At 45.2% G+C, this 14,409-nt stretch carries 18 protein-coding genes and 1 riboswitch; of the genes, 3 read left to right on the forward strand and 15 right to left on the reverse strand.

Annotated elements, in window-relative coordinates:
- Window positions 1-29: 29 nt before the first annotated feature.
- The gene (locus QMA01_RS06960; protein WP_290214595.1) at window positions 30-968 is read right to left on the reverse strand and encodes an NADP-dependent oxidoreductase; all 939 of its coding nucleotides are present in this window, start codon (window positions 966-968) and stop codon (window positions 30-32) included.
- A gap of 90 nt (window positions 969-1,058) precedes the next feature.
- Window positions 1,059-1,460 carry a DUF4362 domain-containing protein gene (locus QMA01_RS06965; protein ID WP_290186956.1) on the reverse strand — a complete coding sequence of 134 codons (402 nt, stop codon included), beginning with the start codon at window positions 1,458-1,460 and terminating at the stop codon, window positions 1,059-1,061.
- Between the two features lie 158 nt (window positions 1,461-1,618).
- Window positions 1,619-1,662: riboswitch (PreQ1 riboswitch) on the forward strand.
- A gap of 6 nt (window positions 1,663-1,668) precedes the next feature.
- Here QMA01_RS06965 and queC point away from each other — a divergent pair.
- From queC to queE, 3 genes are read left to right on the forward strand one after another with little or no spacing between them, the layout of a single operon-like run.
- Window positions 1,669-2,334 carry a 7-cyano-7-deazaguanine synthase QueC gene (gene queC, locus QMA01_RS06970; RefSeq protein WP_290186958.1) on the forward strand — a complete coding sequence of 222 codons (666 nt, stop codon included), beginning with the start codon at window positions 1,669-1,671 and terminating at the stop codon, window positions 2,332-2,334.
- The gene (gene queD, locus QMA01_RS06975; RefSeq protein ID WP_290186960.1) at window positions 2,331-2,756 is read left to right on the forward strand and encodes a 6-carboxytetrahydropterin synthase QueD; all 426 of its coding nucleotides are present in this window, start codon (window positions 2,331-2,333) and stop codon (window positions 2,754-2,756) included. Before queC ends, queD begins: the two co-directional genes overlap by 4 nt.
- Window positions 2,753-3,460 (forward strand): 7-carboxy-7-deazaguanine synthase QueE, encoded by a 708-nt coding sequence (gene queE / locus QMA01_RS06980; protein ID WP_290214596.1) that lies wholly within the window; start codon window positions 2,753-2,755, stop codon window positions 3,458-3,460. The genes queD and queE overlap by 4 nt, the downstream gene beginning before the upstream one ends.
- 90 nt (window positions 3,461-3,550) lie before the next feature.
- On the opposite strand, the gene QMA01_RS06985 is transcribed toward queE, so the two are convergent.
- The 13 genes from QMA01_RS06985 to mbcS form a co-directional block, all read right to left on the reverse strand.
- On the reverse strand, window positions 3,551-3,892 hold the full coding sequence (locus QMA01_RS06985; RefSeq protein WP_203341189.1) for a zinc ribbon domain-containing protein YjdM: 342 nt from the start codon (window positions 3,890-3,892) through the stop codon (window positions 3,551-3,553).
- A gap of 95 nt (window positions 3,893-3,987) precedes the next feature.
- The gene (locus QMA01_RS06990; RefSeq protein WP_290214597.1) at window positions 3,988-4,407 is read right to left on the reverse strand and encodes a universal stress protein; all 420 of its coding nucleotides are present in this window, start codon (window positions 4,405-4,407) and stop codon (window positions 3,988-3,990) included.
- Between the two features lie 141 nt (window positions 4,408-4,548).
- Window positions 4,549-5,934 carry a Na+/H+ antiporter NhaC gene (gene nhaC, locus QMA01_RS06995; protein ID WP_290214598.1) on the reverse strand — a complete coding sequence of 462 codons (1,386 nt, stop codon included), beginning with the start codon at window positions 5,932-5,934 and terminating at the stop codon, window positions 4,549-4,551.
- A gap of 309 nt (window positions 5,935-6,243) precedes the next feature.
- Entirely contained in the window at window positions 6,244-6,765 is a 522-nt protein-coding gene (locus QMA01_RS07000; RefSeq protein WP_290214599.1) for an RDD family protein, read from the reverse strand.
- 28 nt (window positions 6,766-6,793) lie between these two features.
- Window positions 6,794-7,066, reverse strand: a complete 273-nt coding sequence (locus QMA01_RS18185) for a pentapeptide repeat-containing protein (RefSeq protein ID WP_301611027.1) — start codon at window positions 7,064-7,066, stop codon at window positions 6,794-6,796.
- On the reverse strand, window positions 7,050-7,667 hold the full coding sequence (locus QMA01_RS07005) for a hypothetical protein (RefSeq protein ID WP_301611026.1): 618 nt from the start codon (window positions 7,665-7,667) through the stop codon (window positions 7,050-7,052). Before QMA01_RS07005 ends, QMA01_RS18185 begins: the two co-directional genes overlap by 17 nt.
- 135 nt (window positions 7,668-7,802) lie before the next feature.
- The gene (locus QMA01_RS07010; protein ID WP_191716725.1) at window positions 7,803-7,988 is read right to left on the reverse strand and encodes a hypothetical protein; all 186 of its coding nucleotides are present in this window, start codon (window positions 7,986-7,988) and stop codon (window positions 7,803-7,805) included.
- Between the two features lie 73 nt (window positions 7,989-8,061).
- The gene (locus tag QMA01_RS07015; protein ID WP_191716724.1) at window positions 8,062-8,985 is read right to left on the reverse strand and encodes a class I SAM-dependent methyltransferase; all 924 of its coding nucleotides are present in this window, start codon (window positions 8,983-8,985) and stop codon (window positions 8,062-8,064) included.
- Window positions 8,986-9,037: 52 nt separating this feature from the next.
- Window positions 9,038-9,544, reverse strand: coding sequence for a thiol peroxidase (gene tpx, locus QMA01_RS07020; RefSeq protein ID WP_191716723.1), 507 nt, complete (start codon window positions 9,542-9,544; stop codon window positions 9,038-9,040).
- A gap of 35 nt (window positions 9,545-9,579) precedes the next feature.
- The gene (locus QMA01_RS07025; RefSeq protein WP_290214658.1) at window positions 9,580-10,155 is read right to left on the reverse strand and encodes an RDD family protein; all 576 of its coding nucleotides are present in this window, start codon (window positions 10,153-10,155) and stop codon (window positions 9,580-9,582) included.
- Window positions 10,156-10,167: 12 nt separating this feature from the next.
- Window positions 10,168-11,181, reverse strand: a complete 1,014-nt coding sequence (sppA, locus tag QMA01_RS07030; protein ID WP_191716722.1) for a signal peptide peptidase SppA — start codon at window positions 11,179-11,181, stop codon at window positions 10,168-10,170.
- Between the two features lie 76 nt (window positions 11,182-11,257).
- The gene (rarD, locus tag QMA01_RS07035) at window positions 11,258-12,175 is read right to left on the reverse strand and encodes an EamA family transporter RarD (protein ID WP_290214600.1); all 918 of its coding nucleotides are present in this window, start codon (window positions 12,173-12,175) and stop codon (window positions 11,258-11,260) included.
- A gap of 205 nt (window positions 12,176-12,380) precedes the next feature.
- Window positions 12,381-13,955 carry an acyl-CoA synthetase MbcS gene (mbcS, locus tag QMA01_RS07040; RefSeq protein ID WP_290214601.1) on the reverse strand — a complete coding sequence of 525 codons (1,575 nt, stop codon included), beginning with the start codon at window positions 13,953-13,955 and terminating at the stop codon, window positions 12,381-12,383.
- Between the last annotated feature and the right edge of the window lie 454 nt (window positions 13,956-14,409).

Genomic DNA, 14,409 nt, shown 5'->3' on the forward strand with positions numbered 1-14,409 from the left:
ATAATTTTGTGAGAGGCTCTTTCGTTTTATTAAGCTTTTATTTTGATGATTATTTTTCCTCTGGCATGATGAGATTCACTTAACTCATGTGCATCTTGCAAACCTCGTTCAGTAAATGCAAATACTTCACCGATTGTAGGCTTCAATTCGCCAGATACATAAAGGTTTGCTAACTTTTTTAATTGCTCTCCACTCGGTTCCAGCCAAAAGTCACTGGCCTTCACTTCGTGTTGCTCCGCTTTTTCAGCAGAAGGCTGTCCAGCAATGGAGATCAATTTCCCACCTTTTTTCAGGACCTTAAAGCTTTTATCGAGAACTTCGCCGCCCATCGTATCCAATACTGCGTCGAAATCTTCCAGCAGCTCGCTGAAATCTTCTTCACGGTAGTTGATGACCCGATTGGCTCCCAAAGATTTAACCAATTCATCGTTTTTATCGCTGGCCGTTGTCGCCACATAAGCACCGATGCTGTTGGCAATTTGAATGGCCATACTGCCGACACCGCCGGCTCCCGCATGGATCAGCACTTTATCGCCTTTTTTCACTTCTGCAAAGTCCACAAGACATTGGTAAGCTGTCAATCCCGTCAACGGAATTGCGGCCCCCTCTTCGAATGTCATACTTTCCGGCATATGCGCAAGCAAGTCTTCATCCACAGGCACATATTCTGCATAGGTTCCTTGACGCGTAGTTGCAGGTCTTGCGAAAACACGGTCGCCCACTTTAAAGTGCTTTACGTCTTTGCCAACTTCAGCAATGGTGCCTGCTGCATCCCAACCTAAAATAATTGGAAACTCCCAAGGCAGCAGTTCTTTCAAATATCCTTCACGCAATTTCCAGTCAATCGGGTTGATGGAAGTAGCATGGATCTCCACCAGAACCTGATTGTCCGTAATTGCCGGTTTATCCACTTGCTGTTCCTTCAATTGCTCTTTGCCGCCGTAACTATCAATGACGATTGCTTTCATCTCACATCTCTCCTTCCGTTATTATCAAATATACCCTTATACAGAAAAATTACTCATAAAAAACTTGGTGATATTTGGTGGTAAAGCGTCTTACCAGGTTTCGTGCAGAATGGTATCCCATCCGGATTCAGGGTCACATTCCCGCAGAACATATATCGCTTCAGTTTCGGAAGTCAGAATCAGGATTGATTCGCATTGTCTGATGACAACTTCTTCAGAACTGAACTGATCTTCTCTATTATCTTCTACGGACTCAATTTTGTTGCCATCAAAATGCAGATCATGATAGATGGGATCACCTTCTGTCGTGTAGCTGATCACTCTTACGGCATCTTCTTCTCCATTTTCCGTGTGTTCATAAAACTCATACAGGCGCTCCCCGTTCGTGATTTCGCCTTGAGCATCTTCGATGATATCTCCTTCTTCAAACGATTCCCGGTTGCAGGCAACTGCTGTTGCTGCTATCAACACCAGTAAAGCGATTCGTTTCATCTCTACACCTCCCATTGCAGATTAGACGCATTGCGTATTGAATAATTACAGATTTCATCATTGACCGGCTTGCGGGTAACGCATTTGTCTGATGACATCACAAGCTTTCTGTCAATTGTTTCCTCTAGTGCACAATATGTTATCATTAAAACTGTTCGTTCAAAGAGGTTCGCAAACTCCCTCTCTAAAAAACTAAGGAGTGTTACAGATGAAAAATGAAAAAGCAGTCGTTGTTTTCAGCGGCGGCCAGGACAGCACCACTTGCCTGTTTTGGGCCATCAAGAATTTTAAGGAAGTGGCCACGGTCACATTCGATTATGGCCAGCGCCATTCAGCTGAGATTGAATGCGCACGAAAAATCGCCGAAGAACTCGGCGTCTCGTTCAAAGTATTGGATATGACGTTGATCAACCAATTATCCGCGAATGCATTGACGCGTGATGATATCGCCGTAAGTGATGAAGAAGGACAACTGCCTTCCACTTTTGTACCAGGCAGAAACCACTTATTTCTGTCTTTTGCAGCGGTTTATGCAGATGCCATCGGTTCACGGCATTTGATCACCGGCGTCAGCCAAACGGATTTCAGCGGTTATCCCGATTGCCGGGATACTTTTATCCGCTCGTTGAATGTCACATTGAATTTGGCCATGGACAAGCAATTCATTATCCATACCCCGCTGATGTGGCTCGATAAAGCCGAAGTATGGGAGCTCTCTGACACACTTGATGCATTTGAGTTTGTCCAGAAGAAAACGCTGACCTGCTATAACGGCATCCCGAGCACCGGTTGTGGCCATTGCCCGGCCTGTCAATTGCGCAATGATGGGCTTGCCCGCTATCAGGCGAAAAAATCAGCAGGTACAATCATATGATGCAGCAATTTTATCCGACAGCTACGCATAACTTTCAATTCGAACTCAATAAAGACCTGCATTTCTCTGCAGCACATTTTATTCCCAGCGAAGATGCCGGGAAATGCCGGATGATGCACGGCCATACTTACCACCTGAACATTACCATTGCCGGCAATGAGCTTGACGCCACCGGCTTCCTGATTGACTTTAAATTGCTGAAAGAATTGATTCATAAAAAATACGACCACAGTGTCTTGAATGATCATGCTGAATTTGCAACTAAATTTCCCACTACTGAATTGCTTGCCCAGCAGGTTTGGCAGTCCATTCAGCATGTGCTGAAAACGAAAAGCAACCGGCCCGACTGCCTGCAGGTCATTGTCCGCGAAACGCCGACAAGCTATGTGGTCTACCGGCCGCGCAAGGAAGACCTGTCATGAGAATTCCCGTCATGGAAATCTTTGGTCCGACTATACAGGGAGAAGGCATGGTCATGGGGCAAAAAACCATGTTCGTGCGCACCGCTGGATGCGACTATTCCTGCTCTTGGTGCGATTCAAAATTCACTTGGGACGGCACAGGCACCAGCACTTCCAAGCAGCCTGAAGATATTATTGAAGAATTGATCCGCATAGGCGGCAAGGCATTTTCACACGTCACCATTTCCGGAGGCAATCCTGCACTTCACAAAGGCATAGCTGAATTGGTCGATCTTTGCCACCAGCAGGGCTGGAAAGTTGCTGTTGAGACACAGGCCTCCATTTGGCAAGACTGGCTGGCAGCAATCGATGACATCACCTTATCGCCTAAACCACCCAGCTCAGGCATGTCGACGGATTTTGCCAAATTGGATTTCTTTATCGACAAACTGCAAAACGCCAATGTCAGTTTGAAAGTCGTTGTATTCGACCAGGATGATTTTGCCTATGCAGAAAATCTTCATCAGCGTTATCCAGCTGTTCCGTTCTTTCTTCAGACCGGCAATGAAGACACAGCGACAACGGATGACACGCAGCTGGTCGCCGATTTGCTGCAGCGGTACGAGCAATTGATCGATTACCATGTACGCTCTTCCGTTATGAACGACGTGAAGGTATTGCCTCAATTGCACACGTTGGTTTGGGGCAATAAACGCGGCGTATGACAGTTGGCCGAGTAGAATAGCTGTTAGTTTCTTTATAATCGAAAGACCCCGTGCAAACTTTTCGCTAAGTTTGCACGGGGTCTTTTCACGTTACACTTTTTTGACGAATTCCGATTTCAGCTTCATTGCGCCAAAACCATCAATTTTGCAATCGATGTTATGGTCGCCTTCTACCAAACGGATACTCTTTACTTTAGTGCCAATCTTCAAAGTAGAAGAACTGCCTTTGACTTTCAAATCTTTGATGACAGTAACCGCGTCTCCATCTTTCAGAAGCGTGCCATTGGCATCTTTAACAAGCTGTTCTGCTTCCGCGTTTTCAGCCTCAGCTACAAGGCTCCACTCGTGAGCGCATTCCGGACATACCAGCAAGCGGCCATCTTCATACGTATACTCAGAGTTGCATTCGGGACAATTCGGTAAATTTTCCATTGATTTTTCCTCCAGCTGGTCTTGCAGTATCTCAAGCAACTGGCAGACCGATCATTTTCTCCAGTATACCAGAATCGAATGCTGACCGGTCTGCCTTATTTCACGACGAGAACTGGACAATGCACATGATTTAAGACTTTATGGCTGACGCTCCCTAAAACCATTTCAGAAATCGGATTCAACCCTCTGCTGCCGATGACCACCAAATCAAAATTGCCGTCGTTAGCCAGCTCGATGATGACTGGCGCCGGCCGGCCATGCATGATTTCCGTTTTATAATAGATATTTTCACGCTCCAATGATTCTCTGACAGGCTGAATTTTTTTCTCACGCGACAGTTCAAACTCAACCGAACCGCCATCATGCACTTCTTCGTTGCTGTCTTCGTTGAAATCCGAAACATATAACACCGTCACTTCCACACCTGTTATCAGAGATGCCAGTTGTGCGGCTTGTTTGCCAGCCCGCATGGAATTCTCCGAACCGTCTACGGCTAATAAAATTGATTGATACATTTTATCCACTCCTTCGACTGTTTTTCCGAGGCATGGCGGCAAAATAGTCTGTTACGAGTACTATTCGACTCCCTTTCGAAATTCCCTCTACTGAAATAAAAACAGATGAGCCTAAGCATCACCTGTTCCTGCTTTTCTATTTTATTTAGCTTGCTTGTACGTCAACGTTTTTCCTGTAAAACCAAACAGTACAGTCAATAATGGAGACAAGAGGCAAAAGAAGGCGAAAGGAAGATAATCAAGCGTCGAAACACCGATGCCCCCTGTAATAAAGATTCCGCAGACGCTCCAGGGAACGAGTGGATTGACCACGGTCCCTGCATCTTCCATCACTCGGCTAAGGTTTTTCCCCGCCAGCCCTACTTTGTCATAAGGTTCTTTAAATGCTTGCCCAGTTAACAATATCGACAAGTATTGTTCGCCGATCAGCACATTGATGCCGATTGCCGTTAAAGCAGAAGCAGCAATGACAGATGAAACCTTTTTCAGCAAGCTCTCTATAGTTGCCAGCAAACATTGGACAATGCCCAATGTAAACAACAAGCCACCCATGCTGAGTGCGAGCAGCACCAATGCCACAGTGAACATCATACTTTCCATTCCGCCGCGGGACAGCAATGCATCAATTTCTTCAATCCCTGTCGTGGATACGTACCCACTGAACAGTACTGAAAAAATCTCGGATGCCGTCGAACTCTGATGGAGAAAAGAAATGAAGATAGCGGATATCGAGCTCAAAGCCAGCGTCATTAATGCGGGTATTTTCATGAGTGTCGAAATGATCAGTACAGCCAATGGGATAATCGTATACCAGTGAATCATCCCGGTGGTTTTAAGCCCTTCTTTAAAGAGCGTTACGTCTTGCACACTTGCGCCAGCTGTTTCAGGAGAAAGCAACGCAAACAAAATTAATGTAATGCCAAATGCCGGAATAGTTGTCCAGCCCATATTGCGGATATGTTCAAACAGGTCCACTCCAACAATTGTGGAAGCCAGGTTCGTCGTATCAGATAGCGGTGACATTTTATCTCCAAAAAAGGCACCTGACACAATCGCCCCTGCTGTAATCGCCAATGACAAATCCATTGCTGTCGCCATACCGATAAAAGCAACCCCGATTGTCGCAACGGTCGTCAAGGAACTGCCGATGGACAAACCGATCAATGAAGTCACAATAAAGACAATGGCGTAGAAGAACGTCATTGAAATTAACGTGAATCCCGTGAAAATCAGTGTCGGAATGGTTCCGCTGATCATCCAGCTGCTGATAAGTATGCCGATAAAGAAAAACAGGAAAACGGCACTCATTCCAGCTCCGGCCCCTTCCACCAAGCCTTTTTCCAGCGTCCGGTACGACACTTTCTTTAACAAGCCATAGCCAAACAGCAAGAGAATCGACAACAGAATCGGAATATGCGGAACCGATTCAAAGCGGATGATGCTGACGCTGATCAACAGAAAAATAATAACTATCAGTGCAAATGCTTCTGCAAATTTCGGTGTAATCACCGGTTTGATCTGGTACATATTGAACACTCCTTTTTCCTATAAAAAAAGAGAAAACCACTCATCCCCATAAAGGGACGAAGGTTTTCTCCGCGTTACCACCCAATTTGATGCTTTGACAGTTCAAAACATCCACTTCTTTTCGAAACGATCCCAACTGATGGTGTATTTCATCCAATTTGCTGCCTGAATTCACACCTGCCATCCAGTCTCTTGCTGCTGCACACAAATTGCCTACTAAATCATCGATCGCTTTATTTATCAATAGTTGATTTTTTAAAAGTATATTGAAATAGATTCTACCAGTTCTCTTCCTCAAGTCAATACTTTTTAGGAAAAATTTGATTTCACTACATGGGTTTTTGCAATCCAATCATAAAGTGACTGTTTGTTTTTCGTGAATATAACCATGAGAATATACAAAAAAATCAATGCGTAGACCAAGCCGCCCATAACGTAATCCATTAACTGAACTGCTCCATCTCCTAAATAAATCATACGGTACGCCATGAAATGGGACAATTCCCAAGGCAAAAATTTTAATGCAGTCCGCAAGACAGCACGGGAAACGGAAATCGCTTGGTGGTTTTCATCAACCACTTGAATATGGATTTTGCGTTTGCCCAACGATTGCCCCCCTAGACGCGAATCCGTTACAACAAAGTAAAGCGAAACCGGTAAAGTGACCAATAAGAAACCGGTCAGCTGAGCCTTTCCTGGAGAAGCTTGAAATAATTCCTGAAGTGAGGGAATCAAAAACATCGAAACAACCATCACCAACAGCAAGTAGCCAAAAATCAATAAATAATCAGCAGCAAAAGCCTGGAACCGCAGCCACAATCCTGCAGGCATCCTATCCCTCCTCTTTTAAGCCATCACGTCACCACAGAGTTCGCCCGGCACTTTCCCAATGAGCAGGTTTTGACAAGAGAGGCGGCAAGCAAGTGTCTGCATCTCCCTTTGCCGAATTTACTTGCATTTGCGTCAGAAAAATAGCGCCTGTTAGATCGACTCCGCTTAAGTTGCAATCCCGCAGGTCCGCACCGATAAAATCCGAATTCCTTAAATCGGCATCACTCAAATCAGCACCAATCAAGTAGGCACCTCTAAAATTCGCACCTCTTATATCGCGTCCTCTAAGTTTCTCCCCCATCAAGTTTGCTCCCTGGTAATCCGGGCCTTTTTTCTTCTGTTTTTTTTTTGCCTAAACGTCCCGATTCAAGACGGACCTGTTCACTGACTTGCACAAGCAATTCGTTAATGGATCGGCGCATTTTCGGCAGATTTTCAGCCAATAGCTGTTCAGCAGATGCTTGTGTCAATTTATCGATTTCTCGTCTGCTGATTTGCAGTGTTTCCTGTAGCTGCTTATCAGTGCAGCGCTCGATTCCCTCGGTGAGGTACAGCAGCATTTCCTGGAGCTGCTGCATAATCGGCAGTACTTGAAACATTTGGGAAGCTGATTTCGGATCGTCTTTCCAACTAATGCCCCCGAATGTCTGCTGCGATACTTTTTGTCCAGCTCCAAGACAATCGAATGTTGTGCAGCCGCTGTAGCCGGAAAGCTTTAAGTTCCGATGGATGGCACAGCGAAAATCATCCTGCAGGTTTTTGCAGGCAATGCCCCTTTCCTTGTCGACCGGAAAGTCGGCTGAAACGGTAAAGGCCAGTGCCACGCAGCATAGCCCAAAACAATTGGCACAGTCCGCCTGAAAAGTCCTGGAGTCAAAGGCAGGTTGCAGATTGGCATGCATATCGATTTCCTCCTTATATCCGAATATTCAATTAACTATAGTATACACATTCTATATCAAGAATTTAATATAGAATTTTCCCCATAGAAAAAAGGCAAAGGATAGACTCCCTTGCCTTTTGTCATTTGCCGTTCATTACGTACCCATTTTACGGCGGTTATTGCTGACTTTCTTTGATTGCTGGCTCTTCATTTTCTTAGTTGAAAGTGAAGCGTTGCCGCCAGACTGTTTGCCTGACTCCTGGTTTTTCTTAGCTTCCAATTGGCGTTTTACAGCTTCCTGCAAACTAACTTTTTTCGGCGCTTCGTTTGACTCAGTCATTGCGCATCCCTCTTTTCATCAAAATAGTGCATATGGATGTTTTATAGCTTAAGTATAGCATAAACACGCTTCTCTATTCTTTGTTTTCTTTAAACCAACCTGCAACCTGTGAGAAGAATTTAGACATGGATTCCGGTTTGGACATATTCGGAACGCGTGCCAACAGCACTTCCTTCGGTGCTTTGACGCCTTCTTGCTTTTTCTGCAAAACCAAAATCCCTTTAGCGTGGGCCGAGTTCTTGAACAGGGTTTCCGGCAATTCCATGACAGCCTGGATATGGGCATGTTTTTTCAGGAAACTATGCAATTGGCTCGCCTGCGCTGATTCAAATAAAGCTTTCGGCACGATAAAAAACAGATATCCGCCTTCAGCCGTATGCTTCAATGATTGTTCGATAAAGAGGTGGTGAGCATAGGACATGCCTTCATCCGCCTTCAACTCATAAGTTGCTGCTGTTTCCTCGTCGGGATAATAGCCCACTGGCAGATCTGAAACCACTACGTCCACCGGGTCGATCAATAAAGGCTGCAGCGCATCCTGCAAATAGAAAGTGATGGGCTGTTCAACCAGGTTGCCGGCATTGGAAGCCAGTCGAATCAACAGGTCATCCAGCTCTACACCCGCTCCTGTCATTCGGCCGTCCAAGTAATTCATTACAGTCAGCAGCAGATTGCCGGTGCCGACAGCCGGATCCAAAATAACGGCCTGTTCTTTTTTAACGAATAATTCCACCAGATAGCCGACCAATAACCCAAGTGCGTCCGGAGTCATTTGATGATGCGGCTGAATATGCTCTTTCATGCCTTTAAGTACAGCCAGCTGAAGTGCTTTACGGATGTCTTCCTTGCTGGCTCCCTCCTCGGGCTTGATGATGCCGTCCAGCCAATTTTCAGTAGTGGTCAACAGACTTTCCAAATAAGCATTATCCTGCTCTTTCTGGATAGCCGTTGTGTGATTATCAATAAAATTAAATGTCTTTTCCATCATAGAATTCATGCTTTCGCCGTCCTCAATAAGGAAACCCACTCTCCCGAGTGGGTTTCTAGTATTAGTTTGTTAATTCTTTAACTGCGTTCAACGCTTTTTCGTAATCCGGATGGTCCGTTCCTTCAGGCACATACTCTACATATGCAATTTTGTCGTTTCCATCAATGACAAAAATCGAACGGGCAAGCAATCGCAGCTCCTGCATCGTCACGCCATAAGCTTCACCGAATGACAGGTCACGATGATCGGATAAAGTCGTAATCGCGTCCACTTTATTGATTTCCGTCCAACGCTTTTGCGCAAACGGCAAATCAGCAGAAATCGTCAGAACCTCCACATCGTCACCAAGGGAAGCCGCTTCTTCGCTGAAACGTTTCGTCTGATCTGAGCATACGCCCGTATCCAGTGAAGGCACTACGCTGACCAATCGGATTTTTCCGGCTGTATCCTTAAGCGTCACCGGTTCCAAACCTGTTGACAGGACTGTAAACTCCGGAGCCTGCTCTCCAACTTTCACTTCTTTGTTCGGTAAAGTCACAGGGTTTTTCTTGAATGTAATTTGTACCAATTAAAGCGCCTCACTTTCGTCTTCCATCTATCATACTAAACCGCGCTGGTCTCATGCAACCCAGACCCGTCTGTACGTTTCTTCACTGCATTGTTTTTTCTGAAAGATTCTTCGTGGACCACTGTCGTATCTGCGATAAAATCATGAACTCCTTGTTTTAAGGGCGTAAAGCCGACAATCCAGTAAAGCGGCCAGATGGTCACTGAAAGGAAGCGGCCAATCCATTCACGGAACAGCAATGTCGTCCATGACAAGTGATTGGACTTTAAAGATACCACACGGATGCCCATGATCATTTTTCCGACCGTCTGTCTGAAGAATTTGGTCATCAGTACAAAATAGCCATAGAAGACGATGGCTGACATGATGGCAAATGGTGCATACCACGAGGTTTCAGTTGTTTCAAGACCCATTAAAGCAAAGGCGGGTTTGATCAAAATCGATGTAAGGGCTGTAATGATCAGTAAATCAATCAAATATGCCCAAAACCGAACCCAAAACCCCGCAGGTTTCCGTTCGTAAAAAAGAACTTCCTCGTAGCTCGGCGTTTCGGGACGATGCGGCGCGACTTGAACTTCTGTTGCTGTTTCATTCGTTTCGTGGTCTGTCATCATGGTCCCTCCTTATTTATCACCGTATAAATACATCATACGAGGAGAACTATACTCAGTAAGCATTTTCGAAATCATTTGAGTTTCAATATCATTGCCGAAGAAAGAACTCATTTTCATCGACAGGAGCGATTCCCATCCTTGTGAAGCTCCATATTGGAACACCTGGGCATTGCCCAGTTCGAAATCAGCTTTCACTTGTTCGATGACATCTTCTTCAAATCCGAAATCGTCTGCCAGATTTGCTTCAACTGCTTGACGGCCATTCATGATTCGCCCATCAGCAACAGCTTTGACTTGTTCTTCAGTCATGCCTCGGCCTTCTTCAATAACATCCACAAATGACTCGTACGAATCATCCAGCATCGTTTGAAGAAGAGCACGCTCATCTTCTGTCATATCACGCGTCGCACTCATAATATCTTTGTATGGACCTGACTTGATGGTCACAAAGTCAACGCCGTACCGCTCAGCCAATTCACCATAATTGACGCTCTGCATAATGACGCCGATTGAACCCGTCAAAGTTTCTTCGTTCACAAAAATCTTTTCAGCTGGTGCCGCAATATAATAACCGCCTGATGCAGCCATGGCTCCCATTGAGACATAAAAAGGCTTTTGCGTTTCTTCCTGGATTTCAGTGATTTTATCGTAAATCTCTGCAGATTCCACTACGCCTCCACCTGGTGAGTTTACTGTAAGCACCACGGCTTTAACTGTAGAATCCTCTTTCACATTTTCCAATTGTTCCATGAAGGAAGAGTGGTTGTAGCCGGTTGTACCAAATAGAGATGCCGCTTCACCGGTATCCTGGATGGCGCCATCTACATTCAACACGGCGACCCGATTATCGAAATCTCCATCTTCCATGACAACTTCCGAGAGGCTTGATTGTGTAGTCGCCATTAATTCATCGACACTTTCGCCAAATCCGCTTTGAAGAAAAGCGAACGCTGAATTGATGACCAGCGAAATCCCCAATACGGCTGCAGCTACTACTAAAGCGATCCATCGTTTCGTATTCATTTAAGCAATTCCCTCCTTAGTTTCTACTTCTTACTATACGGGAAACACTGGCAAATGTTTCATTGGAAAAGGAATTTTATGCCGAAATTTTGCGATTAGCTTTCCGGATGCTCCGCGCCTCAAGAAATTTCGACGATGTGAAAAGAATCAATGCACTCCAAATCAACGAAAAGGAAATCAAATCTACCGCATCGAACGCCTCGCCATAAATGAATACTCCGATCAACAGCATCAGTGAAGGCGCAATGTACTGCAGGAATCCGATCATGTACAAAGGAATTAGCGGAGCACCAATAGCAAAAAGCAATAATGGCAGTGCCGTGACCAATCCGCTGGCGATCAGCAAGACGTCTGTCGTCAATCCGATCTGCAAAAAGGACACACGGTCTATCGACATCAAATAGACATAATAAGCGATGGCAATCGGGAAAACGAACAAGGTTTCAATCGCTAATCCACGAAGCGCATCCAAACGGATCGTTTTCTTGATGAGGCCATAAAAAGCAAAGCTGAAAGCCATTCCCAATGCCAGCCACGGCAAAGAACCGAACGAAAATGTTAAAATCAAAACGCCTGTTGCAGCCAATAGAAACGCTATTTTAATAGCGGGCGATAGTTTCTCCTTCAGGAAAAGAGCCCCCAATAGCATGGAAATCAACGGGTTAATGTAATAGCCAAGGCTGGTCTCGACAATCCGGCCTTCGGAAACCGCATAGACATACAAAAACCAGTTTGCAGAAATCAGAAAAGAGGCCAACATCAGCAAAAAGAATTTTTTCTTGGAAGCCCACAGCATTTTCAAATCAAGCCAAAGCTGTCGGCCGCCATTCAATAGAAGAATAAAACCCAGCGTCAGCAAGAACGACCAAATAATTCGGCCTGCCAGGATTTCGTCTGCCGGAACATGATCGATCTGTTTCCAGAATATCGGCATAAATCCCCATAATGTGTAAGTTAAAATAATGACTAAAACGCCTTTTTTAGAATCTGTCATCCTGCATCGCGCACCATTCTGTTTTTTATTTTATATTTCGAAATAATAGTCTCATTATAGGCTGACAGTACGCGGAAAGTAAATAAAGACAAACTCCTTGAAATAAGGAATTTGCCTTGTGAAAATGGAAATTACATTGTTCGGGTACTGCAGTTTGAGCGGTATCGCTGATGTCATTGAAATCAGCCAAAGAAAGTGCGGATCATTATTTCTTTTGGTTTTCCTGCTGGCGCAATTCCACTCGCCGAATTTTGCCGGATGCCGTTTTCGGCAATTCCTGACGAAAATCAATAGCGCGCGGGTATTTATACGGTGCCGTCAATTCTTTGACATAGTCTTGCAGTTCTTTCACTAAGTCGTCGGAAGCTTTGTAGTCCGCCACTAGCACCACAAAAGCTTTAACGATGGTGCCACGTATTTCATCAGGTGCACCGATGACTGCACATTCCTGAACAGCCGGATGCTTGACCAGCGCATCTTCCACTTCGAACGGCCCGATTGTGTAACCGGATGAAATGATGATGTCGTCTCCCCTTCCTTCAAACCAGAAGTAACCATCATCGTCTCTTGACGCTTTGTCTCCTGTGACATAATACTCCCCGCGGAATTGCATGCTGGTGCGCTCCGGATCTTTAAAGTATTCCTTGAACAAAGCAGGGGTGTCCACATGGACCGCGATGTCCCCTACTTCTCCGGTAGCACACGGCTGACCGAAATCATCAATGATTTCCACTCGGTTGCCGGGCGTCGGTTTCCCCATTGAGCCGGTACGGGCTTCCATGCCTTTCATCACACCGACAAGCAATGTATTTTCAGTCTGTCCATAGCCGTCCCGTACTTCCAGGTTGAAGTGATTTTTAAAGACATTGATCACTTCTGCATTGAGCGGTTCTCCAGCTGACACGGCACTGTGCAAAGCAGATAAATCATATTTCGCTAAATCTTTTTGTTTCGCCATCAACCGGTATTCTGTCGGTGTGCAGCACAGCACGTTAATTTTGCGCTTCTCCAAAAGCTCTAAATAGACAGCCGGATCGAATTTGCCATTGTAGACAAAACCTGTTGCTCCACTGCCGAGCGTTGCCAGGAACGGGCTCCAAATCCATTTTTGCCAGCCCGGACTCGCTGTAGCCCATACGACATCGCCTTCCTTCGCTCCCAGCCAGTGTTCAGCGGATGTCCGAAGATGGGCATATGCCCAGCCATGGCTGTGGACTGCGCCTTTTGGATTGCCGGTGGTTCCTGATGTATATGACAAAAATGCCATATCGTCTTTCTTTGTCGGTGCTGCTATGTATTCGGCAGAAGCGGTTTCCATTTCATCCAATAAGGATATCCAAGACTGATCAGATTGGCCGATGACAAACTTGACGACATTATCCATTTCCTTGACGCCTTCAAATTGGTCCATGAACGGCTCATAAGCAATGACTGCTTTGGCATCACTGTGGTTCAAACGGTAGGCAATGTCTTTGGCTCTAAGCATTTCCGAGCTTGGAATGACCGCCAATCCGGCTTTCAAAGCACCAATGTACGCAACATAGGCTTCAATCAAACGCGGCACCATCACCAGGACCACATCGCCTTTCACCAATCCCGCTTTTTCAAAACTATTTGCTGCACGGTTGGCGCGTTGCATTAATTCATCATATGTAACTTGCTGTTTCTCGCCTTGGCCATTTTCCCATAGAATCGCCAGTTTCCCGTCCCCTTTGGCGTATCGCTCAATTTCCTCGACCAGGTTATACGATTCCGGCGCTACTAATTCTTCTCGTTTCACAGTAATTCCCCCTTGCAGATAGTGTTATTATTATACTCCTATCATTATACAGGAAGTTTTTAAGTATTCATATAATTTCATATAGTGGGACTATGAGATGAAACGGATCACTTTTTCGCCTTAAATTTTATTTGTAGATATTGGAGTTTTAACGGGTGACAGGTTAAATGCATATACACGAACAAATTGAGTTTCTTTCAACAATTTCGGAGCGGCTATAGGGATATGCCCTCTTTCTTCCTGAACTAATTGGTCCTTTACATGCACTTCCTCCATTCTTACCTAAATTCGAGCTGTTTCACAAAAGTTCCAGCCAATGAATGGAAGCTGTCCGCACCACGAACAGTTACAGAAAGAGTGCTACACTTTACCGAAGCAAAGCTCACACACAGTGTTGGACCTTTCGCCCACCGAGCACAGTGTGCATCTTCAATTTCCGCATGATTCATGCAGG

Origin of the sequence: Planococcus notacanthi, assembly GCF_030407825.1 — a bacterium.
In the GTDB taxonomy this organism is placed as follows: domain Bacteria; phylum Bacillota; class Bacilli; order Bacillales_A; family Planococcaceae; genus Planococcus; species Planococcus notacanthi.

Coding starts and splice junctions, on each gene's coding strand:
- QMA01_RS07000 (WP_290214599.1), bottom strand. CDS start 6,765: ATGCCTGCAGGATTGTGGCTGCGGTTCCAGGCTTTTGCTGCTGATTAT.
- QMA01_RS07015 (WP_191716724.1), bottom strand. CDS start 8,985: ATGAATTCTATGATGGAAAAGACATTTAATTTTATTGATAATCACACA.
- rarD (WP_290214600.1), bottom strand. CDS start 12,175: ATGACAGATTCTAAAAAAGGCGTTTTAGTCATTATTTTAACTTACACA.
- QMA01_RS06965 (WP_290186956.1), bottom strand. CDS start 1,460: ATGAAACGAATCGCTTTACTGGTGTTGATAGCAGCAACAGCAGTTGCC.
- queE (WP_290214596.1), top strand. CDS start 2,753: ATGAGAATTCCCGTCATGGAAATCTTTGGTCCGACTATACAGGGAGAA.
- QMA01_RS07005 (WP_301611026.1), bottom strand. CDS start 7,667: ATGCATGCCAATCTGCAACCTGCCTTTGACTCCAGGACTTTTCAGGCG.
- QMA01_RS06990 (WP_290214597.1), bottom strand. CDS start 4,407: ATGTATCAATCAATTTTATTAGCCGTAGACGGTTCGGAGAATTCCATG.
- QMA01_RS06985 (WP_203341189.1), bottom strand. CDS start 3,892: ATGGAAAATTTACCGAATTGTCCCGAATGCAACTCTGAGTATACGTAT.
- QMA01_RS18185 (WP_301611027.1), bottom strand. CDS start 7,066: ATGGGGGAGAAACTTAGAGGACGCGATATAAGAGGTGCGAATTTTAGA.
- queC (WP_290186958.1), top strand. CDS start 1,669: ATGAAAAATGAAAAAGCAGTCGTTGTTTTCAGCGGCGGCCAGGACAGC.
- nhaC (WP_290214598.1), bottom strand. CDS start 5,934: ATGTACCAGATCAAACCGGTGATTACACCGAAATTTGCAGAAGCATTT.
- queD (WP_290186960.1), top strand. CDS start 2,331: ATGATGCAGCAATTTTATCCGACAGCTACGCATAACTTTCAATTCGAA.
- QMA01_RS07010 (WP_191716725.1), bottom strand. CDS start 7,988: ATGACTGAGTCAAACGAAGCGCCGAAAAAAGTTAGTTTGCAGGAAGCT.
- QMA01_RS06960 (WP_290214595.1), bottom strand. CDS start 968: ATGAAAGCAATCGTCATTGATAGTTACGGCGGCAAAGAGCAATTGAAG.
- QMA01_RS07025 (WP_290214658.1), bottom strand. CDS start 10,155: ATGACAGACCACGAAACGAATGAAACAGCAACAGAAGTTCAAGTCGCG.
- sppA (WP_191716722.1), bottom strand. CDS start 11,181: ATGAATACGAAACGATGGATCGCTTTAGTAGTAGCTGCAGCCGTATTG.